This is a genomic window from Planctomicrobium aquicomposti (assembly GCF_051466325.1).
GTDB lineage: Bacteria > Planctomycetota > Planctomycetia > Planctomycetales > Planctomycetaceae > Planctomicrobium.
On record NZ_CP195792.1, the window covers coordinates 2919786 to 2945576 of the forward strand.

The following is a 25791-nucleotide window of genomic DNA, read 5'->3' on the forward strand; positions in this document are numbered from 1 at the left end:
GTTCGGGCTGTTCCGCAATTGCAGGCCCAGTCACGATATTCCGCCTCGCTGACAGTCACGTTGGCGCTCGGACGAAACAGAGGCAGAGATTGTGCAGAAGAATCATCCGGCTCCGGACTTCCGAGCGGATTGAGAGCGTTGAGCTTCGGTTGTCATTGCCTGTCGAAATGGGCCCAGGAGGTGCGGCAGAGGCCACATGGGGGATCGGTTGTCGATTTTTGTGACATTTTTATGCGGTTTCACTCAAATCTGAGGGGTATGTTTCGACTGATTGGCTTGGAGGGCAGTCATAGAATTAGCCAACTGGGATGCGTTGTTTTCTGTGAACTGAGTGTCTCTTCACGTTGCGTGGAAGTGGCCGCATGGACAGTCGTATTCCGGAAACTGTGCATACCCAGCAGTTTGCGAGGGAGAGTCTGTGTCGAATTCTTGCGGCGTCCTCCCACCTGCCAGCAGCGCTTCCTCCCGTTGATCATTGGCCGTCCGAACTTCTGGCTGCAGCTTATTCGGTGCAGCTCTCTCCCCTCCCGATGGTGATACTGACCGGGGAGCAGGGCCTCCTGTTGCCCAATCTGGCGATGGAATCCCTCCTCTCCGGACTGTTCGGCCATCCTTGCGCGGGGCTGCCAATTGGCAAAGTCCTGCCGCAGTGTTCCGGAATTTTCGACAGCATCCCTTCCCACGGCTTCAGCGCTTACGACGAGCCGATCGTTGTGAGCCAGACCCGTGAAGGGAGAACAATCTGGTCGCACCTCGATTTCAGGCCCATTGTTTGCGATGACAACAACGTCGTCGCCATCATCGGAGTCGCAACCGATGTGACGCGTCACATTGAACGCATCCAATTGCTCAGGGAAACGGAGCAACGTCTCTCTCTGGCGCTCGAATCCTCCGGAATGGTCGGTGTCTGGGATCTGGAAGTGAAATCGAACATCAGCACCGCAGATGCAAATGTCGCCAGTACATTCGGGCTATCGGTTGCAGAGTGCCGGCAAGGGATCAGCCGCGATGCCTTTATTGATGCAATCCATATCGACGATCGGCCGCGAGTGGCACAGGCTCTCCACGAGGCCATTCAGAATAACACGCCCTATCGGTGCCGGTACCGGATTATGTCCGAAGATGGTGATCCCCGTTGGGTCATCACTTCCGGAAGGCCATGCTATGACGAAAAGGGACAGTTGACGCGGCTACTGGGGGTCATTGTCGATATTACCGATCAGATGGAAGTCGCCCTCGCTCTCCAGCAGAGCCGCTTTGAATACGAGACGCTGACAGAGACTCTCCCCCAAATCGTGTGGAGCTGTGATGCCCAGGGGAAGCATGATTACTTCTCTCGCCGCTGGAGTGAATTTACCGGAATCCAACCCGAGCAGATCACCGAAGAAACCTGGAAAATGCTCGTCTATCCGGGCGACTGGGAGATGGTGTCGAAAGCCTGGGGAGATGCCCGACGGCACGGCACGCCGTACGACATCGATTATCGGTTCCGTCACCATTCGGGGGAATATCGATGGCTGCGCGTGATGGCCTTACCGATGCGTGATGACCAGGGGCGCATTACCCGCTGGTTTGGAACGAGCACCGACATTCACGAGTCCTACCTGATTTCCGCGGAACGCGAGCGACTCGCCGTGGAGCTGGAGCGCATCGCCAGGGTGGATACTCTCACTGAAGCACTGACGCGGCGAGCATTTATGGATCGGGCGACAGCCGCCATCAGCGAAGCAGCTTCCAGTGGATCTTCCGTGGGGTTCATCATGCTGGATATCGACCACTTCAAGTCGATCAACGACACTTACGGACATCCCGGGGGGGATCAGGTTCTGACAGTGGCAGCCAAAAGAATTCAATCCTCCGTGAGTCAAGAAGATCTGTTCGGCCGGATCGGCGGCGAGGAGTTCAGCATCCTCCTGAAGCAGTGTGCACCTCATCAGGCGCAGCAGGTGGCCGAACGAATCCGCTGGGCAATCCACCAGGATCCTGTAATTCTGGATAATGGGATGCAAATTGAAGTGACCGTCAGTCTCGGCGTAACGGCGAGGGTCCCCTCCCCTTCAGATCTTGATCAACTCCTGCTGGTCGCCGACCAGGCTCTCTATCTGGCGAAGACCTCTGGCCGCAATCGGGCAGTCCTCCTCACCGACAAGCTGGGGGCTCATGATAAAAATAAATCGGTCGACTTCACTTCTCTCAAGAACTCACCGCAGACGGCGACCACTTTCGCCGCTTTCAATATCCGGTAATCCGACGGCGCTCACTTCGCATGGCTCCAGCTGACGGGCCGCTGTCCATTGAACGGTGCCTGCAGCCTGAGAGCAGGCACTGACCGGCATGGCGGAAACGACTGGCAGACAAGTCACAGATTCTGCAATATCGTGCATCCTTTCTCAGAGCGTCCGAATTTCAGTCGAAGCCCGGTGGTCTTGAAACGTTCAGAATTTTTCTGATCGAAATCGTGCCTGACCGGCGACAAAAGGGGCGGGCTCGACGACAATGTGCAGCCTTGTCTTGAGCGGCCAGATGCCTCACATTCCGGGTCTGCCGGATCCCGCCGGCAACGACGGGAAGTGTGGCAGTTCGACCGCTGCCGCCGAGACTTCGTCGAGACCCCCTGTGAGGTGCATTGACTTGACCAGCTTCGTAAGAGTCCGAGGAGCGATCGCTGCCGTGGAACGACACCAGAAAGAGAATGTTCGAGAGCGAGCCCATACCGCTGCGCCCGTTGTCCAATGTCTGGTGCTTTTACTCGGTCTCCTCTCGATTGTCGGTATTGCGGGCAATCTCCGCGCCGCTGAGCCGGTCCAGCATGTGGTGCTGATCAGTGTCGATGGTCTGCCGGGAGCTTTTCTGAATAACCCGGCCGTACCGCTGGACGCCATACGTGGTCTCGCGCAACAGGGAGTGTCGTCGAGCGACATGACGGTGACGAATCCCGCTGTCACCTGGCCAAATCACACGTCGCTGTTGACGGGGACCGATGCCAGCGGACACGGAGTTCTGTTCAACGGAGTGATGCGCCGCACCGGCTATGGCATGCCAGTTCAACTGGACTCCCGCACTGACAAGTCTCAACTGGTTCGAATTGCGACGCTGCCCGACGTGCTGCATGCTCAGGGGAAGTCGGTCGTGGGAATCAACTGGCCCTGCACCCGCAATTCCGGGTCGCTCATGATCGATTTCCCGGACACTCCGGACGCAATGCGATTCACGACACCTCAATTTATCGACGAGATGATTCAAGCGGGGCTTGTAACTTCCGACATTCGCGAGACGTTCAAAACCACACCGCCGATCATGCGGGATTGGATCTGGACACAGGCAGCCTGCCTCGCGCTGCGCCAGCATCGTCCCACATTCACAATGATTCATCTGCTTAATGTGGATGCGGTCCATCATCGTTATGGCTCCGGGACCTGGGCCGGATCTGCGGCGGTGGCCTACGCGGATACCTGCGTCGGCCAGATCCTGAAGACTCTGGATGAGACCGGCATGCGTCCAACAACTGCGGTCTTTGTTGTCTCCGATCACGGGTTCCAGCCCATTCCCAAAACCATCAACCCGAATGTGGTACTTCGAAATGCCGGGTTGATCGGGCTCGACGGAACCCGGATTGCGTCAGCATCGGCGCATGCCTTTGCAGAGGGGGGGACCGCAATGATCTACCTGACCCGGCCGGACACCCGCGAGAACGATCGTCGGGTGGTCACCGAGCTGTTTCAGAATCTGGAGGGGGTCGCAGCGATCATTCCTTCCGCGCGATTTGCAGAATTCGGACTCCCCGATCCCGACGACTATCCTCAGATGGGAGATCTCGTCCTCGTCGCCAAGGATGGATACGGCTTTAAAGATCAATACCTGGGAGAAGATCCCATCACGCCCAGTGAGGGGACACTGGGAACGCACGGGTTTCCTTCATCGAATCCCAGCATGAATGCGATCTTTGTTGCCGCGGGAGCGGGAATTCGGTCCGGGGTTCAGCTGGATGGATTAAAAAACATTCAGATCGCCCCGACGATCGCCCGACTCCTGGAAGTCGAACTTCCCGCTGCTCAGGGAAAGCCTGTGGTCGAGATTCTGGAATCGCGGTCACCGCAGCAGTAAGTGAGCCCGGAGCGCGGGGAAGTGAATGGTCCGCTTGGACCTCTCCCTTGTCCTGAGCTCATTCCGAAACGTCCAGTGCCTCACCAGCCAATCCGGCTGCATCATCTCTGGAGCAAGCCGCCCCGTTTCTGGCTAAGAGCCTCTCCGGAAAGTGATCTTGCTGTAAATCCGTGTTTGGGATGAAGTTCCTGCGTGGTCTTGGATGACTCGTTTGGTTGATGAGCAAAGGAATGCCCATGCTGTCACGCAAGCCTTGTTCCAGTCATCTTTCCGATGCTCAGTGGGAACTGAGTTCGCATCTCTTCCTCCCGCCAAGTCTGGTGGTCGTCTGCGGGGTGTGAATCTGCGGGAAGTGATCAACGCTCTGCTGTCTCTGGAACGCAGTGGTTGTCAGTGGGACTTGTTGCCGCACGATCTCCCTCCTCGCAGCAGCGTGTTCGAATCCTTCTCCACCTGGAGGGATGACGGCACCTGGAAACTGATGGTGGATGTGCTGCGAGAAGGGGTGCGAGAGTCTTTGGCTCAGCAGCGGGAACCGACTCCCAGTGCCGGCAGCATCGACTCTCCAACCGTGAAGACAACGGAACGAGGCGGCGGGCGAGGGTTCGATGGAGCCAGGAAAATCACAGGCCGCAAACGGAATCTGGCAGTTGACACGCTGGGCCTGCTACTGGCTGTTGTCGTGACCAGTGCCGCAGTGGATGATGCGAAAGCAGCTCCCCAGCTCCTCAGCCAGTTAAGCCAGAGCGAGTTTCCCCGTCCGGCGGGTGATCTGGGCGGACAGCAAGTCTCACAATCACGCTCTACATCACTGGAAATCGCAACAACCTGACTGACAGTGGCGGTTGGAGATCGTGAGTCGTCCCACTGGTCAAACGGGGTTCATTCTGCTGCCCAAACGCTGAGTGGTGGAACGAACGATCGCCTGGCTGCCGGACGATCCCGACGGCTGAGCAAGGATTATGAACGCACAACCACATCCAGCGAGGCCATGATCCAGCTCAGTTGCATTCATCAGATGCTCAAACGCCTGGAGCCCAAAGGGACGCAGCCACAGTTTAAATACAGACTTGTGTCATAAAATAGCTTCTCGGATAGCCTCTAAGAGAATTCTCACAAACGATGGAATGCATTGAGGTAGTTTCACAACCCTTTGATGATGGTGTACAGGCAGGCTAAGTGAACGAAGCCTTCGAACAGTTCGGCGTAGTATTCCCAGCGAGTGATCAATCGGCGGCAGTTCTGCAGCCAACTGAAAGTGCGCTCAATTCGGTATCGGCGTTCGTATCGCCGCAATGCTCGACCGTCCTGCAGTCGAGGCTTGGTTCGTTTGTCTCGGTGCGGGCAGATCAGTTCGATGCCACGGGACAGAAGATGTTCCCTCAACCAGTCGGCATCGGCAGCTTTATCGTACAGCAGGCGACGCGGCTTGCCGTGTGGAGGGCATTGATCAATCAATGTTTGGATCGTGGTCACCTCGCTGTAATTGGCAGAGGTGGTATATGCCGAGAGTGGAATGCCTCGTCCATCAGTCAGGAGGAGGATGCGGGTTCCGTTGCCACGATGACAACGTCCCACGTCGTCACCCCTTTTTTTGCCCGTGAAAACGAGCCATCACCGATCGCTTCTTCCCAGTCGATGCCACGTCGCTGTAGCAGCTTGCTGAGCAATCGATCCCAGGCTGCACGAAAGACCCCGTTTCGAGTCCAGTCACGATGGCGTCGCCAACAGGTGACTGGTGAGGGGTATCGTTCTGGTAAATCTTTCCAACGGGCCCCTGTAATCAGTACCCACAGAACGCCTTCCAAGCACTCACGAGAAGATCGCCAAGGGCGTCCTCCACGGGGGCCCACCGGAAGATCAGGAAACAGATCCGCGATCAGAAACCATTGTGCATCAGAGAGAAAGGGCTTCGGGGCCGTCCTGGACCCTGTCTTGTTCGGCCGCCGTCTCGCGGGCCATTTCGACAGAGTAATGAGCATGAAAGACTCCTTTCACCCTGCTCATAAGCACATCCCTTGCCAATCCTGTTCAGTAATCTAAAGGTTGTGAAACTGGCTCTGGAATCTGTACCGGGCGCACTTCGTACCGGGAAAGGATGACCCCACTGGATACGCCAGTGATAATGGAATGACCGTCACTCCGCTAAATCCAACGCATGGAAAGTGCGGTTGCTATGGGTCAATTAGGTTTAGATTCCAACTCACGCAGACACCGACGTGTGTGGCTAGGTTTATTCAGCACGTAATCTATTCCTGCGATTCATTTTCCTGCAGCAGAAATGTAGGGCCATCGCAACGATTTGAATACTGGGAAGCATTCCCTCCGGGCGTAACAGCCGTAGACACAGCAAGCAAAAGTGCGCCAATCGGCACATTTGGCGATGCCGATCAGTTCGGGGAAGTCCGCTTCTACTGCGAAAAGGATGTTGATGTTGCAGTTGCGTCTTGGGGTGATACCATGCCGCTGGGCGACACCGGGTGGTGTGGAATCTCTGCAGGAATTTTAAAGCGAACCAGAGGTGGAAACGGCCGATCACCAGGATTTTGGTCTGGCAACCTCCACATAGCTGGTACCTCTCTTCGTGAGTTTGCTCAAGATTGGAACTGTTGTTGCAGCCCCCAAAATAAGGTCTCGCCATGCGAGGTAATAAATTTCGCATTTCCACATCCCGACAACAACCTGTTTTTCTAGATGCAAGCCACGATACTGCTATTCATAAAAATCATTATACGTGAAATGAAACAATCAAGGACTCTCAGAAATGCCATTCAATGCAATCCATAGTGGGATTATCACACTATTTGCTGCCACATATTCAATGCAGATTTTAGCTCAATGCAATGCAGAGCCGCCCAATTTGAAAGCCTGCAATAATGCCTGCGAGATTTGGTACGAGTGCGAGCGTTCCTTGGCGGGCATGACTCAACCTGAACTCCGCCAAATCATGCTAAGCACCGATGACGAATCCGCACTGATAGCCGCCTCATGGGGATTTTCAAAATACAACTCAGAAAATATTCATCCGCTGAGCAGCTCCTTCCCAAGCTCTTCTTGGCTTTTGGGCTACATCACTGGACGTCTCAATGTCGATCCGCCGGAGTTTTGGCGAGAAGGACTCTTGTCGCTTCGGCTTTGCGACGAAGGGACATCGGTGCGATCGCTAAAGGAGGATGTGCATTATCCGTTTCCTTTAGTTAAGGAGTCGGTAGCAACTATCGAAATTGACAGCAGGACAACCTCTGTACCAATTGGTGGCGATGAAAAATGGCCGAATGGAATTGCATTCGCGAACACACACGGAGAATTGAACTATACGTATGAAATTCATGGCGACAATGTCATCGTAGCCGTTTTTAGTTGCCATCCTTTTGAATTCGCACTTTTCATGCTTGACAAAGAAATGCTATCCGTGAAGTGGCGTGCAGTAGTGTGGCCGGGTTGCTACGGGATGATTACTGGCCCCCAACATAAGAGGCACGAGATAAAACTCGTAGCGCATGGAGAAAAGGTATATGTCTATGGTCGCCTGCCTGGAGAATTGTATTTGAACTCATTTAGCGTTAAAGATGGTACCCCATTGGTACGGTGGAGCACTTCATATTGGTAGTCACGACAAAGTAGTGGTCTGTAGCATGCTCGCGAAATCTCGGTTGGGAGGATCAGCGATGACACGCCTGGGTGTCCGGGTTGAGTGAGTGAGAACCTTGGGTGCCACCGGCTCTGTGAGACGTGCGAGTACGGCGTGGATGGGGATCAACAACCCAGTACCACCGCGAGGAGAACGTGGATGCGAACCTCTCACCGCAAGCGTCGCTGGGCGATCAACGAGCCAGGGCATACCCATTTCTTCACGTTTTCCGGTTTTCGTCGCTGGCCGCTCCTCCACAAAGACCGGTCACAGCCAAGGGCCATCGATTCCTTGCAGCAACTTCGCGGACGTCAGCAGGTCGCACTGTGAGCGGATGTGGTCCTGCCCGAGCATGTGCACATCCTGCTGGTTCCCGTAGAACCGGTTTACGAAATACGGCGGATTCCGGCAGCCATCCAGTCACCAGTTTCCCGGCAGGCGAAAGTATTCCTGCCAGCTGCCGGGGAAGTAGATGGGCTGCAGCGACTGATGGTGCAGCGCGGGGGCCGGACAGCCTTTCAGTTCTGGCAGGCAGGAGAAGGATCTAATCAGAAGCTGTGGAACGAGCGACCGATTCAGGCCGTGATCGACGACAATCAGGCGAATCCAGTTCGGCGGGGGCCGGACGGAGCGTCCTACGGATTGGAAATGGTCGAGTGCCCGAGCGCAGGAGCACCCCTCGCTCACGCTTCGGGCTCTGGGATCGACTTACTTGGACTCCGAGCGGGGGGCGACTCTGTACTGTGTGCGGGGGGCTGTGACTGGGCAGTTATCACCGAAATAGCATACGTTAATCCCGGTCAAGATACGTGACATACAACACGTCAAAAAAGTCCGTAGAACCGATCGTCTTATTCACACTGAGGAGCTCTCCCCATGGCGACGCTGACTCCCCATAAAGGCCTGGATGTTGTGGAAGGTGCCACCGGAGCCGGGGGCATCGCGCTCACCGATAACTTCAAGGAACTGGCAGACCGGGCCCCGTATCAATGGGGCTCCAACCCGACCACCGGCAGCGACAGCAGCCAGGGCTTTGCGGTCAATGACCAGTGGCTCAACACTTCCACCGGCGTGACCTGGGTCTGTACAAATGCCTCCGTGGGGGCGGCCGTCTAACAAGTATCTAGATGTCGCCGAGGATCGCTCCTCGGAACGATCAGAACAGGCCAGTTCCCGGTCGCATTCGGGACACTTCCCGCGGACACCGGCAGCATGCTCCCCCTGAACCCGCACCTGACCAGCGAGGACATCGAGCTTCACGCTGGAGACCTTCCAGGGAGCAACCAGTCCCAGCCGCTGCTGATAGAAATCGGTCTCCTGCATCGACGGAGACTCCTGCCGCATCGCGGAAAACCATCCGTTCTACCGACTCCCAGAAAATTCTCCCCCACGCAAATGTCCGATGGACCAAACTTAGAACGGGGTCCCGGCAGTCGTGGACAGAGTCTCCTCCTCTCCCGAATCTGCCTGCAGGGTGACGTGGCAAAGCTCAGCGGACCGTGTGGCGAACATCCCCTGCAGCGGCGGATATTCCTCGCGGACGCATGCTGCGTCCGCTTCCGCGCGGGTCAGGTCCAGTTCGCGGGAACGAATTTCTTTGATCGGCTTCAGACCTCAGGCCCTGTGCACGGGAGTTCCGGTGACAAAGCAGACAAGAGTCTTTGCCGACCGGCCGATTTCGTCAGCCAACTTCGGCAACACCCGGCTGACCTGTCCTCCTTCATCCAGCCGGCGGGCTCCTGGAATTGAATTCAGAATGTCCCGTATTCGATACTCTCCCAAGACGACCGCTTTCGCATTGGCGGCAGACGCAGCGCAGCAATCGAATTGGGGCTGGCAGATGGACCAAAGGATCAACCTCACCAACCACGGAGCGATGATCGTCTATCGTCTGCCCCCTCCGATGAACAGCGACCGAATTGAAGTCTGGGAAAATGAACTCCATGAAGCAGTCGCTCTGGCTGAGGGGTTCCTGGATCAAGCGATTGTCCCGCCCAGCCCTCCTTCCCAGCCTCAGTGGATCGTCGTGCAGTGGTTCCAAAGCACGAAAAATGCGTTGAAATGGTTGAATTCGCCCGCGCGGCTCGCATCGCTGGAATCCGCATCAGCCAGCGACATCGAGATTGACGAAGTCGATATCGTTCCGGCGAAAAGTCCTCAGCGTGAGGTCGGGGTCTCAGTCTTGATCACCACGAAAGTGAAGCCGGGGCAGGAACTGGCCTATCAGCAATGGCAGAAGCGGATTGCGCGAGCTCATGCAAACGCTCCTGGGTTTTGTGGATATCGATTCACACCGCCGCATTCTCCAGGCACGCGGGATTGGCTGGTGATTCTCCGCTTCGACACCTTAGAAAACCTGCAGCGATGGATCGATTCCCCCGTACGGAAAGAACTGCTGGACGAAGCGAGCACGCTGACTGAAGAGACAAAGGTGAGGATGACTCGCTCGGCCTTTGACGAGTGGTTTCAAATAGACAGCGGTTCTCACGCTCCTCCTGAATGGAAGATGAGCATGCTGGTGCTGCTGGTCCTTTACCCGCTGGTGTTCTTGTTCGACAAGTTGCTTTCGGGCCCCGTGCTCGCTGCGAACGGGGTTCCCCCGTGGCTGGCGATCTTCCTGGGGAATGTGTTCTGCGTGACAGTTCTTAGTCAATTGATTCCGTGGGCCGGTCGACGATTCCGTTGGTGGCTGGAGCCACCCGCCGACAGAAAACGTGCTGTGACGCTACAGGGGGCGGTCGTAGTCATCATAATCTATCTTGTAACGCTGACAGCGTTTGCACTCTGGTCATCGTGAACTGATCGGCTTCAGACGGTCCGATGGCGGGCATCGAAGTTGTTGTCCTGGCGTGGTGAGGCTTCATATGCAAAGTCGCCATCCGCGAACGTGTAACGATACCACGGAGCGTCGTTGCATCGTCCCAGCTTCGGACGCAAGTTGCTGAACGCTCGATAGAGGGTTCGATAAGGCTGCCCGTGGAACTGCTGGAGGACTTCCTTCCATGCTCGAGGCTGCTCCTTGATGAACTTCGCCATCGATTCAGTCAGCTGCTCTTCAGTCATTTCCTCGACGTCCGGTGGAGGATCCCCGAGGACACAGATGTCGCTTCGATCAAAGTGGGACCGGACGAAATTCGGTCCAAGAGGGATCGTACAGTCCAGACCGATTTTCGACGCGGTTCCAGGAGCCACATCCGTCCCGATCATCGGGTCGACCGTCATCGTATTGCACTGCGGAATGATGATTGTGTCGAGGTGCGGCATATAGCGAAACGCCATCGCAAACTGGACCGCATTGTCATCCCAAATGTCGATGTCTTCATCGAACACCATTGCGACCTTGGGAAGCGACTGCTTCGAGCAGGTCAGCATCACGCCCAGCGCCTGTTTTGCGTCTCCAGCCCCATGCGTGCGAATTCGCGCATAGGCGATGTTGGAAAGCCCTCCCAGCGGGGCGCGGACCTCCAGAACTTCAATTCCAGCAAGCTTCAGTCCTCCGAACAGGTCAGCTTCGATTCCCGGAAGCTGAAGCATGTTGTCGGTGTTGCCCGGGTGTCGACCGCCGATCGTTGCGTGCTGATAAATTCCGTTCTTGCGATAGGTCATCGCCTTGACGATCGCACGAAAGTTGTGCTTGATGCCTCCGCCGTACATACCAGTGAACTCGCCGTAGGGGCCTTCGTCGTGCGAAAGACCTTCGGTTGCCATCAGAATGCATTCCAGGACAATCTCCGCATTGGCAGGCACCAGCACGTCGATTGTCTCGCACTTCACGAGCTGAGCAGGGTGCCCGTAGAAACTCCCAAGGACTTCAAAATCGTCTGTGTCGGGAGTGACGCTGGTCATCGCTGCAAGCTTATCGACAAGCGGTCCGCCAATGACGATGGCGACCTCCAGATCCTGCCCCTTTGCCTGAGCAGCTTGTGCATGCAGCCGCTGGCGGTGAGATGTGCAGGTCATGTCGAAATTCTTTTCGTTCACTCTGCGGAACATGCTGCGGTAGATGCCCCAATCATAGATTCCGGTATCCGGGTGCTTGCTGATGACGAGGTTGTCGTTTGTGTATGCGTGTCCGTCCCGATCATGGTGAAGAAAGAGAGGCAACCGGGTGAGATCGACCTGGTCGCCAATGAGGATGACCTCTTTGCAGGGAGCACTCGCCACAACTTCAGGAGGAATTCGTCCCAAGGCTGCTGCGTTCATCAGACGGCCGGAATCTGCTTTTTTGCAGCCGAGCGCCCACGCGGTCTGATCCTGATTGGAGTATGCGTTCGCCAGGAACTGGAACTCGCAGTCTTTGACGTTTTCCACGAGCACCGCAGTCAGCGGATGGTCCTCCATGACCTGAGGAAGCTCGTCAACTCGCTTCTCCTCATGGATTCGAACAAGCAGGCCCGCTTTTTCCATCGCATTGACGAAATCTGGAAGGCTCTGTTGAGGCATGAATCTCTCCGGAGGCTATGGGAATGCAGGCGAAGAACGGCCCGTCTCCACATATGTTTTGAGATGATGAAGCAAAATAGCCCAGGCGGTATTGCAGCGTCTGTAATTGCCTGCGGTGGTCGGCCAGCCTTGATGGCTGCAGGTCAAAAGCGTCCGACCATCCGGCAACGGATGGAGAGTGAATTCAGCGATGGTGCCCGCGGAATCCCCAGGGCCGCTGATGCATTCCCAGACCACCTGATGCGGATTGCTGACGGCGATCTTCCATTGGAACTCGATCCCGTTTTCATAGCGGAAGATCCAGACACTCCCCAACTGACCGTTGCCGATCGCGGTGCGGTTCTTCCACGACCGGAGCCCCTCGGGGGCGGTAAGCGCTCGAGAGATCTGATCGGGTGTGGCGGAAAGCTTAATTTCGTGTTCGATCGTAGGCATCGAGCCCCCGCTTCAGTGCTTTTCTGGAGTGTTTGGAAATCGGTCGAGTTCCGGAAAGTCGTAGGTCTGCCAGCCAGGTACGTCGGCGACTTCGAAAAATTCGTGCCCTTTTTCAGCGAGGGCTGGTCCACACGCCCTCCCCGCATCCGGCACATCGCTCGCCTTTTTGATAGTCGATCCGAAGGGGAAAGTGGCATCGATCCCCATGGAAGACCCGGTGCGGGCATCGAGCGAAATGGAGTCGTCAATCGAAGGGTCAAGCGGCCCGGCGGGAAGCCGATCGACAATGATCACATCACGCGCCGGCTGCGTTCGGAATGAGACGGCCCATTCCACCTGTGTTGAGTTTTGAACATCAATGTCAGGGTCAACGACAATGACTGTTTTCGGCCGGAGGTTGGTTCCCATCGCAGCGAGCAACGCGGCGCGGGCTTCCCCGGCGTACCGCGGGCGCATGGACATGACGATGTAGAACGAAACTCCCCCCGAAGAGGGGACAGCCACCTTCTCCAGCGTCGGGAATTGCCTCTTCATCATCGCGTAGAACGACGCTTCGAAGGGAAGCTGCTTGAGGATGTGGTTTTCTGTCGGGGGAACGCCTGTGAGCAGGCATTGAAACACGGCCTCGTTGCGATGGGTGATGGCCAGCACGCGCGCGATGGGCTTCTTCGAAGCGGGAGTGTAATAGCCGGTGTATTCTCCAAGCGGGCCTTCCAGAACTTCCTGCGTAAAGTCGATCTCAAATTCGATGACGAATTCAGCCCTCGCGGGCACTTCCAGGTCGATGGAGATGCATTTGACGAGCTCGATCGGCTCACCTCTCAGTCCACCGGCAAGTTCGAAGTCGTTGGTGTCATCCGGCACCTGAATCGGCCCTGTATACGCGAGAATCGGATCGACTCCAATCACCAGAGCTGCACGAAACGTCTTGCCGCCTCGGCTTCGGGCCTTGGCGATATGTTTGCCGAAGCGATGATTCGGCTGTGCCATGAAGGAGAGTGTGTGTTTGTCGATCACTTCAAAGCGATAATGACCAACGTCGGGAATCCCGGTCTCAGGGTCCCGGCTGACAACCAGCCCGGGAGTGATGTAGGGTCCGCCATCATCCGGGCTGTAACGAGGGACAGGAAGTTGCGTGAGATCGATGGAATCGCCGGTCAAAACATTCTGGTGGACAGGTGCGTTCTCGATCACTACGGGGGCGATCCTGCGGGCAAGACCTTGAAGAATGCGGTCGAACACTTCTTCTTCTGTCGACTCGAACGCAATCAGGGCTTTCTTGCGGGTGTTGTAGACACCACCAACAAGCGAAAACGGAGTTCCGGTTGAATTGAAATGGAGAGCGGGGCCGTTAACCGATGCGGACTTTCGCAGGGCTTTTCCGACCTCTAACTCCATTTGAATGGGACGGTCGATGTCGATCAACTCGCCGCGAGACCGAAGTGAATCGAGAAATGCCCGGAAGTCTCGGTACGCCATAGCAAGTTCCTGCAATCTTCTGCATTGAGAATATGAAGTGGGCTGTGCAATTCAGGGCATTGATCAAACAGACAATGGGAGTATATTCGATTTTGCTGCCACATTCTCACCGCGCGGGAATGAGCTTTTCATCACACGAAACGCTGGCTGCGCCGGTACTGGAAACGGCAACCTGCTCTTGTGATCTGCATTTGATATAAGAAGCGTTTCCTCGGGGGCAACTAAGCGCCTCTCAGCTCTCCGTGACGGATCACGACGGAAGGGGCGGCTCGCCGGCCAAAGGCCTTTTTGAGGGCCAACCGTTTGCTCCCATTGCGATGTTGAGAGGATTTCCAGTTCATAGAGATCGAGAAGCGGTGCGAGCGTCTGGTCGATCACCCCCTCCAGATTCTTGGGACAGGTAGAGAACGCTGGGACCGGGGGAGCGATAATTCCGCCCGGTTCCGTAGCTGCGTGCATATTCTTGAGCTGCCCGGCATGGCGCGATGTGACCCCGACCATAAGCACCCGTCGGCGTCGTTGTTTTAGGTAGACATCCGCCGCCCGAGTTAGCAGTGAACCGGTCACGTCCGTGGCGATTTCGTTGAGAGTACGGATGGAGCATGGGGCCACGATCATCCTCATCGAGCGGAACGATCGACTGGCAATTGCAGCCCCAGCATCTTTGGTGGAATAAGCCACGGCTGCTCGTGATTTCAGCTCGCTAGCAGAGAGTTTGGCTTCCAGAAACCGGGTCAGGTTTCCAGAAGCACGGACAACCGGTTGCGTTTCCACATCCAGTTTGCGAAGCAGTGCCAGAAGGCGAGCCCCGTAGGATGTTCCGGTAGCGCCGCTGATGCCGACAATCATACGGCGCGGATCTGTAGGCATGTGTTATCGCTCGGTCTGGTGGCCTTGCCATACTCAGTGCTATCGACATGTTTATCGTGGATTGCTCACCTGTCCAGCACTGAAGCAGGTTCGGGAATCACAACAGGTCAAATCCACGTGTTCTGATAGGGTCGTAACGCCTGCGATGGTGCACTTCATCGGTGCCTCACGCGGATCTGGACTCCCCCATGTTTGGTAGTCGCGGTATTAGCAGCCCGTTGAAGTTAGCAGGATTTTGAGCTTCATGGTTATGAATGGTCGTTGCGGGGTGGATTTCCAGTCGAAGGACGGGGGTGGTCCTTGAAGTGCTGTTCTCACCGTCGATGAGGACAGAGCGCTCCTCAGGGCGGTCCAGAGAAGCGTAAAGACCGCCCAGAGTGCCAGCACAGCCCCGATTCCACCCTGCAGTTGTCTCGGTTTGCCGATGCCGAACGCTTTGAGCATGAGGAACCCCAGGTTTCTGGCAGCGGCCACGATCTGGTAACGCTTGCTGATCTTCTCAATTCCTCACAGCCATGTCCCTCGGGCTCCGCCGGTCTCGCAGATGTGAGCGAAGCTGCCCTCGACTTTCTCGCTACGCTGCTTCTGCCACGCCGACTGCCTTCAGCTTCAGCAGGCCATGGTCATCAATGATCGAGACAACCTGCTGAAACACCTGCTCATGGATCTCCAGCGGAAGCCGGTCCCGAATGCGGGTGAGGCTGCTGTGATCGGGAGCCTCTTTGCCCAATGGAATCTCCAGGAAACGCCGGAGCGACAGGGTATCTTCACATCGCCAGGTGATGCCCCGCTGCGAGTCGATCCCTTCGAAGTCCCCCACCAGCAGCATGCGGAAGGACACACCCGGCGGAATCGACAGCCGGCCAGTTCGGGCGTAGAACGGTCGGCAGAGGTCTTCGAGAATTCGATCGAACCCGGCCTGGGTGAGCACCTGATTGAGCTTGCCAGCAAAGACCTGCCCCGGCCCTTTGGAAAGACTCGCTGTCGGAGTCCAGGACTCCTGCTGCTGAGACTCTTCATTCTTCCCCAACCCTATCCCGGTCTCTCCGGGAGAACCTCAAACCACAACCGCCCGCAGTCGCCAGAGGTGTCAAACACGGGAGAGAAATTCAACGGGCTGCTAAAGCAGGTCCGAATTGGCGTTGCCGACTTGCTCAAGAGAGGCGACGGCGTCTCGCGACGAACTCTCGCAAACCGGTGTTTTTACGACGGGTGTTCCGCCGGTGGGATCCAGGTCTCAGAAGAAAAGCCAGTCGGTTGCTTGACGAAAGTGTAGCCAGGGCTACACTGCTGGAGGCCAAAATGTAGCCAATGCTACATGCATCCAAAGTCTGGAGTCCGTCTCATGCGTCGGCGTGCCTTTACCTTGATTGAGCTGCTTGTCGTCATTGCCATTATGGGAGTGCTGGTCTCCCTGTTGCTCCCTGCTGTGCAACAGGCGCGGGAAGCGGCGAGAAGAACGCAGTGTAAAAACAACCTCAAGCAATTCGGGCTTGCACTTCACAACTATCACGATGCACACAGCGTTTTCCCGGCGGCTTACCTGGCCGACACCCGCTCGATCACCCGCGATACCACGACGTATGACGGCCCGAATGGATTTGCCTGGGGGGCGATGCTGTTGCCGTACCTGGATCAGGCACCGCTTTATCATCAGCTGCGTACCGACCGGCCTTGCTGGGATGTCATCAATAGCGTGGCGGTGGCCGCACGGCTGGAGGTGTTCCTTTGCCCGTCGGCGACGGATGCAGATGGGCCGATGAGTGTGCAAAACGAATCCGGAGGCGAACTGGCGAAATTCGGCCGCTCGACCTATGTGGCCAATGCCGGGCAGGATGAGCCGTGGGGCTATCGGGTGGAAGACTATTCCGATCTGGCAGATGGCCCGCTTTACCGCAACTCCAGAGTTCGCACCCGAGACGTCACCGATGGTCTCTCAAATACCGTCTTTCTCGGCGAGCATGTTCCCCTGCTGAGTTCGAAAACCTGGGTCGGCGTCGTCCCCGGAGCCTCCGTGTGCGCCAACAACCCCGGGATGTTTCCTATCACCGAATGTGACCATGCCGCGACACTGGTCAATGTGCACTCCGGACCGGCCGCCGATGAAAAAGATCCTGACACCGGCTGGGCTCCCGTTCATGCCCCAAACAATCCTCTCTGCCATGTCTGCCAGATGTATTCGCAGCACAGCGGCGGATGCAATGTGCTGATGGGTGATGGCAGCGTGCGCTTCATCTCGCAGTACATCCACAATCCGACCTGGGCGGGACTTTCGTCGACGTCCAAAGGAGAGGTGCTTGGTGAATTTTGATGTGCGGCGGTGATAGGGTGACCTGCGACTGCCGGTTACGCCTGGCTTTCGCTGCGCAATGCGATCTTCTCTCGGAATGGTGGGGGCCGGTGCACATGGAGTTTCAAAGTTCGCGAGATCGATTCCTCGCCGGATTTCTGGTGTTGTTCATGATGGCCGGGGCCGGTTGGCAGTTGATGAAATGGTGGAATCGGCCGACCGCAGTCGAATTCGATAATTTGAAATATATTCAGCTGCTGACGACCGCCCTCTCTTCCCGTAGCGAGAAAATGGTCACTCAGGTTGAGGGAGCAGTGAAGAAGCGTTTTGACGGGCACGAAATGTCCGAAGAAGAGTACGCCCACTTTCAAAAGCTGATCCAAATGGCCCGCGACGGCCAATGGAAGGAGGCAGATCAACAGTGCTTTGGATTCGCCGAGGCGCAACTGAACCGTTCCCGTTCCCGACCAGCCACACAGACGCATTCTCACAACCATAAGCATGAATGACCCGCGCGCGTCATCGTCTTGACCGGCCGGACGTCCCGATTATCCTGCGCGAAACTTCCGCCGTCCGCTCGTGTGGATATCAGCGGTCCGGATTGTCTGCTGTGTGTCCGACGATCGGAGAATCAAACACTGCCGACTGGTTCAGGGTTATTGCGCGTCCGCTCCGGATTTTCTGTGCTGACGAACTCCGGATTCAGCCACCCCAGCATGGGCGAAGTCGCCAACGTGGTCACCAGCGCCATTAACACCATCATGGCGAAGAGTGTTGGCGAGATGACTCCGAGGTCCAGGCCGATGTTGAGGACAATCAGCTCCATCAGTCCCCGTGTATTCATCAACATCCCCAGTGTCGCCGCGTCACGATGGTTGATACCTGTCGCCCGGGCTGCGACAAACGTGCCGCCGAATTTTCCGAGCGTCGCCACAACGATGATCAGACAGCAGAGGAGCCAGTGGTTCAACCCGCTGACCAGACCGATCTGGGTCCGCATGCCGGTGTAGGCAAAGAACGCCGGCAGCAATAACACGATCACCGATTCATGCAGGCGTTGCTTCAGCTCGCGTGCCGGCCGGCTTTCGTTTGGAATCACTGCCCCCAGGAGGAAGGCTCCGAAAATGGCGTGAATGCCAATGAGTTCCGTGGTCATCGCTGCCAGCAGCGCCCCCGCCATGCCGACCACGAGCGGTGACTGCCCGCTTGAGTTTTGAGAACGATCCATACGGGCACACCAGCGACGCAGCACTGGCTTGACGATCAGAAACATCGCGCCGGTGAAAACGAGGGCCAGTCCCAGAACCTGCAAGGAGTTCTCGATTCGGGTCTGCACAATTCCCACAACGACCGCCAAAAGGCACCAGGCAGTCGCGTCATCGGCCGCAGCACAGGTCAGTGCCAGGGTCCCGAGTGGCGTCGCTTCCAATCCCCGGTCGGTCAGAATTCGGGCCAAGACCGGAAAAGCCGTGATCGCCATCGCCAGCCCCATAAACAGCGAAAAGCCTGTAAAGCTGATCGGATTGGGGGCGAACTCACGATGGAGCACGAGTGCCAGCATGGCTCCCAACAGGAACGGCACGATGATGCCGACGTGGGAGATCGCGATGGCGGCATGCACCTGGTTCTTGAGCTTGCCGGCATTCAGATCCAGACCAACGACAAACATGTAGAGGATCACCCCCAGCTGGGCGATCATTTTCAGGGCGGCGGTCACCTGTCCTTGCGGATCATCCGCAGCACTGGGAATCAGCAGCGACATCGCTTCGGGCGAAAGGGCGCCCAGCAATGAGGGGCCCAGGCAGATTCCGGCAACCACCTCGCCGATCACCGGCGGTTGACCGATGCGGCGCATCAACCGCCCGAGGACGTATCCAAGGACAATGACGGCGGCCATTGTCCCCAGCACATGGGCGACAACATCCACGGAAGCGGCTTTGGCGGCAGCCACGGCCGGTACAGGAGGAAGCTTCACCGGCGGGCCAAACTGGCTTTCTCCGATCTCACGGATCACGAGAAAGCCCCCGACACCGACCAGCAGCATCAGTCCGTAAGCCAGCATCCCCTGAACGTGTCCCAGCGCGTGGCTGTCAACGCGCGGATCCTGTCTTCCCGGAAGGTCGGGCACCTGTGCACTGGGCGACATTCGCTGTGTCCTGAAGCGGATCAGGGGAGGAACGCAGGAAACCGGTCAACGACAGGTCGTACCGGATCGCCCGTTCTCTTTCCCCGGAACCGTCAGGACTTCACTTTCGCAGATTGTCACCTATTCAGCAAAGGCAGCATCGAAAGCACGCTGACTGGGCTGGAAGTCCACGTTCCGAACATAGTCGGCGGCTTCAGCCGCACCCGCTTCCCGGTCCATTCCCATGTCTTCCCATTCCACGGAGAGAGGGGCGTCGGAAGGATAGCCGGCGGCATTCAGGGCGCGGATGATTTCTTCGAACCGGACCCCTCCACGGCCGACGCTGCGGAAATCCCAGCCACGACGGGGATCACCGAAGGAGAGGTGGCTGGCCAGAATTCCTGACCGGCCGTTGAGCTGCGTCGCTGCGTCCTTCATATGCACGTGGTAGATGCGCTTCGGGAACTCGCGAATGAACTCCACGGGATCAACTCCCTGCCACAGCAGGTGACTGGGATCGAAGTTGAAGCCGAACTCCTCACGGTGGCCGATCGCATCGAGTGCCCGATGAGTGGAGTAGATATCGAAAGCAATCTCGGTCGGATGAACTTCCAGTGCGAAGCGGACGCCGCATTCCTGGAAGACATCGAGAATCGGATTCCACCGGTCGGCAAAGTCACGATATCCGGCCTCGATCATGCCCTTCGGTGTCGGCGGGAAGTCGTACAGCAGATGCCAGATGCTGGAACCGGTAAACCCGTTGACGACACCCACCCCGAGCCGCTGGGCAGCGCGGGCGGTGTTCTTCATTTCCTCGGCAGCGCGAGCGCGGACCCCTTCCGGATCGCCGTCCTTCCAGACATATTCCGGCAGAATGGACTTGTGACGCTGATCGATATTGTCGCAGACCGCCTGGCCGACAAGGTGATTCGAAATAGCGAACAGCTTCAGGTCATGCCGTTCGAGAAGATCGCGCTTGCGGGCGCAGTAGGTGTCGTCGGCAAGTGCCTGAGAAACTTCGAAGTGATCGCCCCAGCAGGCGAGTTCCAGACCATCGTAGCCAAACTCTTTGGCCTTCTTGCACAGAGTTTCCAATGGCAGGTCGGCCCATTGTCCGGTGAACAGCGTAACGGGACGTCCCATGATGGTTTCCTTTCAGCGCAGTGGATACGGTCAGACTCAGGCAGGCAGAAAGTTATCTGAGCGCGCACTGAAATTCAAACTCTCCGATCCGTCCGGATCGTCGGGCGGGTTCGACAAAGCGGCCCGCCCGATCAATCCGACGAATCAGAAAAGTTGAACTCCCCAGGCATCAGGTGAGCCGGCGTTCGCGAATCCAGTCGGTGTGGAAGTATTCGCCGCGGGGCTTGTCGATCCGCTCGTAAGTGTGAGCGCCGAAGTAGTCGCGCTGAGCCTGCAACAGGTTCGCCGGAAGACGGGCACACCGGTATCCGTCGTAGTACGAAAGGGCTGCGGTGAAGGCCGGAACAGGAATTCCGTGTGTCACCGCTGCGGAAACGACACGCCGCCACGCGGCCTGCGACTGGTCGATGGCCTTCTTGAAGAAGTCGTCGAGCAGCAGGTTTTCGAGATCCGGGTTCTTGTCGAAAGCGTTCTTGATGTCTTCGAGGAACACCGAGCGAATGATGCAGCCGCCGCGCCAAAGCAGAGCGATGTTGCCGTTGTTGAGGTTCCACTTGAACTCTTCAGCGGCCGCATCGAGCTGGACATATCCCTGTGCGTAGCTGACGAGCTTGGACGCGTAGAGGGCCCACTTCACATCGTCGATAAACTGCTGCTTGTTGCCGTCAAACTTGACGGTCGGTCCGGAGAGGACCTTGGAAGCGCGGACGCGGGCGTCCTTCTGGGCGGACAGGCAGCGGGCATACACAGCTTCGGTGATCAGCGTCGTCGGCACGCCCAGGTCGAGCGCGTGCTGGCTCATCCACTTGCCGGTTCCCTTCTGCTGAGCGGTATCGAGGATCATGTCGACCAGATCCTGTCCCGACTCTTTGTCCTTGACGGTAAAGATGTCGCGGGTGATCTCGATCAGGTAGCTGGCGAGTTCCTTTTCGTTCCATTCCTTGAAGACCTGATACAGTTCCTGATTGCTCAGGCCCAGTGCGTGCTTCAGGATGAAGTAGGCTTCGCAGATCAGCTGCATGTCGCCGTATTCGATCCCGTTGTGCACCATCTTGACGTAGTGGCCGGCACCATCTTCGCCCACCCACTCACAGCACGGGATGTCGTTGTTCGGTCCCACCTTAGCCGAGATGGACTGCAGAATGTCCTTCACGTGCGGCCAGGCTTCATGGTGACCGCCGGGCATGATCGAAGGTCCCTTGAGGGCCCCTTCTTCTCCGCCGGAAACCCCGGTACCGATGAAGAGCAGACCCGCCTCGCGGAGTTCCTTCGAACGACGATTGGTGTCGCGGAAATCGCTGTTTCCACCGTCGATGATGATATCGCCCGGTTCCAGCAGCGGCTTGAGTTCGTTGATCACAGCGTCGACCGGAGCCCCGGCCTTGACCATGATCATGGCCCGGCGGGGACGTTTCAGCGACTTCACAAACGCTTCGAGTGTCTCGCAGCCCTGAATCCGGTCCGCGGTTCCCTTCCAGACCTTGTCTTCGGGCTCATTCTTCAGTCCACCGACGAAATCATCCGTCACTTTGGTGGTCCGGTTGAACACCGCCACGTTGTAGCCGTGGTTTGCCATGTTCAACACGAGGTTTTGGCCCATCACGGCCAGGCCGATTAATCCAATGTCGTTTTGCATGAGAATCTGCTGATTTTAGGGACGCGACAAGACGGGTGGTCGTTCAGACCCCCTGAGGCCAGTTTTCGAACCCGAAACTGTAATGATTTCGGACAGACGATTCGAGGTCGCGACACGACTTTCGGCATTCTGCGAGCGCCCCTTGCGACAGAATTTCGCCCGAAGGCCGGTTTTTTATGAGGATTTCAGTATTTCGGATGCCCGGCTCCCCACAGTTCCGGAGGACGGCGGCCATTCCGATTCGACCGCTTCCGAATAAAAAATGCCCCCACATCACTGTGAGGGCATTGGTCTTTCACTCCACGAGCCTAACCGCGATCGGTATAGACGCCCGCTTACTCTTCATCCCGCAGCTTGGCAAGGACGGTGTAGTCTTCGAGCGTGGTCGTATCACCGGCACTTTCCTTCCCGGCAGCAATGTCCCGGAGGAGGCGTCGCATGATCTTCCCTGAGCGGGTTTTCGGAAGCGCCGTGGTAAACCGGATCTGGTCCGGCGTGGCAAGGGCCCCGATCTGGGAACGGACATGTTGGATCAGGTCCTTTTTCTTCGAGTCGTCGGGAGTGCCCCCCTTTGGAATCACGAAGCAGCAGATCCCTTCGCCTTTGAGATCGTGCGGGAAGCCCACGACAGCCGCTTCGGCAACGAGTTCGTGCGAAACGAGAGCCGATTCGATTTCCATCGTGCTGAGACGGTGCCCGCTCACGTTCAGAACGTCATCCACGCGTCCCATGACCCAGTAGTAACCCTCTTCGTCGCGTCGGGCTCCGTCACCAGCGAAATACTTCCCTTCCAGCTTGCCGAAGTATGTGTCGACAAACCGTTCGTGGTCGCCGTACAGGGTGCGGAGCATATGTGGCCAGGGCTGGGTCATGACAAGCAATCCCCCCTGATTGGCCTCCAGCGGATTCCCCTTTTCGTCGACGATCGCCGGGACCACCCCCGGCAGCGGCTTGGTGCAGGAGCCGGGCTTGGTAGTCGTCACGCCCGGGAGGGGACTGATCATGATGCCGCCGGTTTCGGTCTGCCACCAGGTATCGACGATCGGACACCGTTCGCCGCCGATCACGCGGTGGTACCACATCCAGGCTTCGGGATTGATCGGCTCACCGACGGTCCCCAGCAGTCGCAGTGATGAGAGGTCATATTTCTGTGGCCACTGGTCGCCCCACTTGATGAACGCCCGAATGGCGGTCGGGGCGGTATAGAAGATGTTGACCTTGTACTTTTCGATCAGTTCCCAGAACCGGCCTTCATCCGGCCAGTTGGGAGCCCCTTCGAACATCACCGAAGTTGCTCCATTGGCCAGCGGGCCGTATACGACATAGCTGTGCCCCGTCACCCAGCCGATATCGGCCGTGCACCAGTAGGTGTCTTCGTCGTGCAGGTCAAAGACCCACCGCGAAGTCATCATCGCCCCCAGAATGTAACCGCCGGTGGTGTGCAGCACCCCCTTCGGCTTTCCGGTTGAGCCGGAGGTATACAGGATGAACAGCGGATGTTCGGAATCGAGCTGTTCGGGTTCGCAATCGGCCTCCGCCTGATCCATCAGGTCGTGCCACCAGTAATCCCGATCGGGAACCATATTGACTGTCCCGCCCGTACGCCGGACGACGACCACTTTTTTAACGCTCGGGCTGCGATCCAGTGACGCATCCACGTTCGCCTTGAGCGGCACTTCCTTCCCGCGACGCCAGCCTCCATCGGCTGTCACGACCACCTGGGACTGGGCATCATTATTTCGATCGGAAATTGCGTCGGCGCTGAAACCTCCGAAGATAATCGAGTGCGTCGCCCCGATGCGGGCACAGGCGAGCATCGCGATGGCCAGTTCCGGAATCATCGGCATGTACAACGTCACCCGGTCGCCCGATTTGACACCGAGATTCTTGAGAACGTTGGCAAATTTGCAGACTTCGCGATGCAACTGCTGGTAGGTCAGAGTCCGCGTGTCTCCCGGCTCGCCTTCAAAAATGATCGCAGCCTTGTTCTTGCGATGGGTCTTGAGATGGCGGTCCAGACACTGGTAGGAAACGTTGATCTTGCCCCCGGTAAACCATTTGGTCTCCGGCATTTTCCCTTCGAGTACCGTGTCAAAGGGCTTGAACCAGTCGAGTTCGGACTTTGCCAGATCTCCCCAGAAGCCCGCCGGATCATCTTTCGCACGCTGCCACATTTGCTCGTACTGCTCTTCAGACGAAATGTGGGCCTGCCGGGAAAACTCCGGCGGGGGGGCAAAACGACGATCTTCCTGCAGGACGGACTGAATAGCGTTGGACATGCGAGCTGGTAACTTTGGAAGGTGAGGGGGAGGACGTTCCGAAGCGAAGGCGTGCAACTGCCAATTGCTTCGACATGAAAACAAATGCCGATGCTAAGGGTGCAGCTAGTGTGTTTCAACGCCACGGGCATCCGGAATGCCGGACAAGAGGCACTCGTGCGCGGAAATTCTCCTCCAGTCGCTCGACTCTCTCCCCTCGAGAAACCAGATTATGCCGACCGAATCCACAGCACCGCGACACTCAAGAGGCTTTCGATGCATCTGCCGGAACTGCAAGCACACTGCCCTCCGCTCACTCTGGCACTCGAGGCGGCAGCACGTGCGGGCGAAATCTTGATGAAATACTTCCGGGAAGGGGTCACGATCCGTGAAAAAGCGGTGAGCGATCTGGTCTCGGATGCAGATGTTGAGGCAGAGCAGGCGGTTCTGGAACTGATCCGCAGCACGTATCCGGACCATGCCCTGCTGGCGGAGGAATCTCAGGCCGCAGCGCTCAATGGAGAACTTCCGGAGCATCTCTGGGTCATTGACCCGCTCGACGGAACGACCAATTTCGCCCACGGGCTTTCCCACTTCGCCGTTTCGATTGGGTACTACCGGCACGGAATCGCGCAGTGCGGAGTGGTATTCAATCCGGCGAGAAATGACCTGTATGTTGCCGTTCACGGTCAGGGTGCCTATCACAATGGCCAGCGACTTCAGGTCGGCTCCCAGACCTCGCTGTCGCAATGTCTCATTGGGATTGGCTTTTACTACGACCGCGGCGCGATGATGGAAGCGACGCTGGCCACGATTCATGCACTGTTCAAGCAGCAGATTCACGGAGTCCGGCGATTTGGAACCGCTTCGCTCGACCTGGCGCATGTCGCTTCCGGATATTATGGCGCCTATGTGGAATATCAGCTGCATCCCTGGGATTTCGCAGCGGGAAGGCTGTTAGTTGAAGAGGCGGGCGGAAAGGTGACCGTCGCGCGCGGAACCGACCTCCTATTGCAAAAGGGGAGCGTGCTGGCCTCCAACGGTGTGCTGCACGCGGCCATGCTGGATGTCATTGAGCAGACGACCCAGGGGCGATATTGATCCGACAAGGTTTTCGCCGCATCGATTTGGGCTGATTCGGCTGCCCGAAAGCCATTCGCGTCTGCCAGAGTCGGGCGTCCCCCTGCGTGTAGAATCCCCATCACGGCCGGCCCGCCGCTTCGCGAAACCGCCGAAGCGCCTCGACTATCACTCATTGCATTTTTCATAAAATGCCTCCTGGAATAACCTTCTGAAGATTCCAGGGCGAGTGTCTCCCGCATCATCACCTCGAATTCCCCAGATTTCCTAACCGGATCTTGACTACCGACCGTCTGG

20 protein-coding genes and 1 pseudogene are annotated in these 25791 nt (G+C 57.3%); 10 read left to right on the plus strand and 11 right to left on the minus strand.

Going from position 1 to position 25791, the window contains the following annotated elements; all coding sequences use genetic code 11:
- Positions 1-362: 362 nt before the first annotated feature.
- From SH664x_RS11305 to SH664x_RS11315, 3 genes are all read left to right on the plus strand, one after another.
- Positions 363-2246 carry a sensor domain-containing diguanylate cyclase gene (locus SH664x_RS11305; RefSeq protein ID WP_437200981.1) on the plus strand — a complete coding sequence of 628 codons (1884 nt, stop codon included), beginning with the start codon at positions 363-365 and terminating at the stop codon, positions 2244-2246.
- Positions 2247-2670: 424 nt separating this feature from the next.
- Positions 2671-4104 (plus strand): alkaline phosphatase family protein, encoded by a 1434-nt coding sequence (locus SH664x_RS11310; RefSeq protein WP_437200983.1) that lies wholly within the window; start codon positions 2671-2673, stop codon positions 4102-4104.
- A 280-nt stretch (positions 4105-4384) separates the two neighbouring features.
- Complete coding sequence (locus SH664x_RS11315) at positions 4385-4936, plus strand: transposase (protein WP_437200984.1); 552 nt, start codon at positions 4385-4387, stop codon at positions 4934-4936.
- A 311-nt stretch (positions 4937-5247) separates the two neighbouring features.
- On the opposite strand, the pseudogene SH664x_RS11320 reads toward SH664x_RS11315, so the two are convergent.
- A pseudogene (locus SH664x_RS11320) lies at positions 5248-5691 on the minus strand (IS5 family transposase); the annotation flags it as partial.
- Entirely contained in the window at positions 5637-6086 is a 450-nt protein-coding gene (locus SH664x_RS11325) for a transposase (protein ID WP_437200986.1), read from the minus strand. The pseudogene SH664x_RS11320 and the gene SH664x_RS11325, both read right to left, overlap by 55 nt.
- A 782-nt stretch (positions 6087-6868) precedes the next feature.
- On the opposite strand from SH664x_RS11325, the gene SH664x_RS11330 reads away from it, so the two are divergent.
- The 4 genes from SH664x_RS11330 (at position 6869) to SH664x_RS11345 (ending at position 10532) form a co-directional block, all read left to right on the plus strand.
- Positions 6869-7714: a hypothetical protein gene (locus tag SH664x_RS11330; protein WP_437200988.1), complete on the plus strand. Its 846-nt coding sequence runs from the start codon at positions 6869-6871 to the stop codon at positions 7712-7714.
- 180 nt (positions 7715-7894) lie between these two features.
- On the plus strand, positions 7895-8065 hold the full coding sequence (locus tag SH664x_RS11335; protein ID WP_437200989.1) for a hypothetical protein: 171 nt from the start codon (positions 7895-7897) through the stop codon (positions 8063-8065).
- Positions 8066-8611: 546 nt separating this feature from the next.
- Positions 8612-8851, plus strand: a complete 240-nt coding sequence (locus SH664x_RS11340; RefSeq protein ID WP_437200991.1) for a hypothetical protein — start codon at positions 8612-8614, stop codon at positions 8849-8851.
- A 640-nt stretch (positions 8852-9491) separates the two neighbouring features.
- Entirely contained in the window at positions 9492-10532 is a 1041-nt protein-coding gene (locus tag SH664x_RS11345; RefSeq protein ID WP_437200992.1) for an antibiotic biosynthesis monooxygenase, read from the plus strand.
- Between the two features lie 11 nt (positions 10533-10543).
- Here the strand turns inward: SH664x_RS11345 and SH664x_RS11350 are convergent, their stop codons facing one another.
- From SH664x_RS11350 to SH664x_RS11370, 5 genes are all read right to left on the minus strand, one after another.
- Positions 10544-12178 (minus strand): UbiD family decarboxylase, encoded by a 1635-nt coding sequence (locus tag SH664x_RS11350; RefSeq protein WP_437200993.1) that lies wholly within the window; start codon positions 12176-12178, stop codon positions 10544-10546.
- 15 nt (positions 12179-12193) lie between these two features.
- Positions 12194-12613, minus strand: a complete 420-nt coding sequence (locus SH664x_RS11355; RefSeq protein ID WP_437200995.1) for an SRPBCC family protein — start codon at positions 12611-12613, stop codon at positions 12194-12196.
- Positions 12614-12625: 12 nt separating this feature from the next.
- The gene (locus tag SH664x_RS11360; protein ID WP_437200997.1) at positions 12626-14092 is read right to left on the minus strand and encodes a UbiD family decarboxylase; all 1467 of its coding nucleotides are present in this window, start codon (positions 14090-14092) and stop codon (positions 12626-12628) included.
- A 63-nt stretch (positions 14093-14155) separates the two neighbouring features.
- Positions 14156-14962, minus strand: a complete 807-nt coding sequence (locus tag SH664x_RS11365; RefSeq protein ID WP_437200999.1) for a UbiX family flavin prenyltransferase — start codon at positions 14960-14962, stop codon at positions 14156-14158.
- Between the two features lie 574 nt (positions 14963-15536).
- A complete protein-coding gene (locus SH664x_RS11370; RefSeq protein ID WP_437201001.1) occupies positions 15537-15992 on the minus strand; it encodes a transposase in 456 nt (151 codons plus the stop codon).
- A gap of 315 nt (positions 15993-16307) precedes the next feature.
- Here SH664x_RS11370 and SH664x_RS11375 point away from each other — a divergent pair, with 315 nt between their 5' ends.
- Both SH664x_RS11375 and SH664x_RS11380 read left to right on the plus strand, forming a co-directional pair.
- The gene (locus SH664x_RS11375; RefSeq protein ID WP_437201003.1) at positions 16308-17273 is read left to right on the plus strand and encodes a DUF1559 family PulG-like putative transporter; all 966 of its coding nucleotides are present in this window, start codon (positions 16308-16310) and stop codon (positions 17271-17273) included.
- Positions 17274-17368: 95 nt separating this feature from the next.
- Positions 17369-17761, plus strand: coding sequence for a hypothetical protein (locus tag SH664x_RS11380; RefSeq protein ID WP_437201005.1), 393 nt, complete (start codon positions 17369-17371; stop codon positions 17759-17761).
- Between the two features lie 122 nt (positions 17762-17883).
- Here the strand turns inward: SH664x_RS11380 and SH664x_RS11385 are convergent, their stop codons facing one another.
- The 4 genes from SH664x_RS11385 to acs form a co-directional block, all read right to left on the minus strand.
- Positions 17884-19398 carry a cation:proton antiporter gene (locus SH664x_RS11385; protein ID WP_437201007.1) on the minus strand — a complete coding sequence of 505 codons (1515 nt, stop codon included), beginning with the start codon at positions 19396-19398 and terminating at the stop codon, positions 17884-17886.
- Positions 19399-19518: 120 nt separating this feature from the next.
- The gene (locus SH664x_RS11390) at positions 19519-20520 is read right to left on the minus strand and encodes a sugar phosphate isomerase/epimerase family protein (RefSeq protein WP_437201008.1); all 1002 of its coding nucleotides are present in this window, start codon (positions 20518-20520) and stop codon (positions 19519-19521) included.
- A 169-nt stretch (positions 20521-20689) separates the two neighbouring features.
- Complete coding sequence (gnd, locus tag SH664x_RS11395; RefSeq protein WP_437201010.1) at positions 20690-22156, minus strand: decarboxylating NADP(+)-dependent phosphogluconate dehydrogenase; 1467 nt, start codon at positions 22154-22156, stop codon at positions 20690-20692.
- Positions 22157-22491: 335 nt separating this feature from the next.
- Positions 22492-24435 (minus strand): acetate--CoA ligase, encoded by a 1944-nt coding sequence (acs, locus tag SH664x_RS11400; protein WP_437201012.1) that lies wholly within the window; start codon positions 24433-24435, stop codon positions 22492-22494.
- Between the two features lie 255 nt (positions 24436-24690).
- Between acs and SH664x_RS11405 the strand changes: the two genes are divergently transcribed.
- Positions 24691-25515 carry an inositol monophosphatase family protein gene (locus SH664x_RS11405; protein WP_437201014.1) on the plus strand — a complete coding sequence of 275 codons (825 nt, stop codon included), beginning with the start codon at positions 24691-24693 and terminating at the stop codon, positions 25513-25515.
- Positions 25516-25791: the final 276 nt, after the last annotated feature.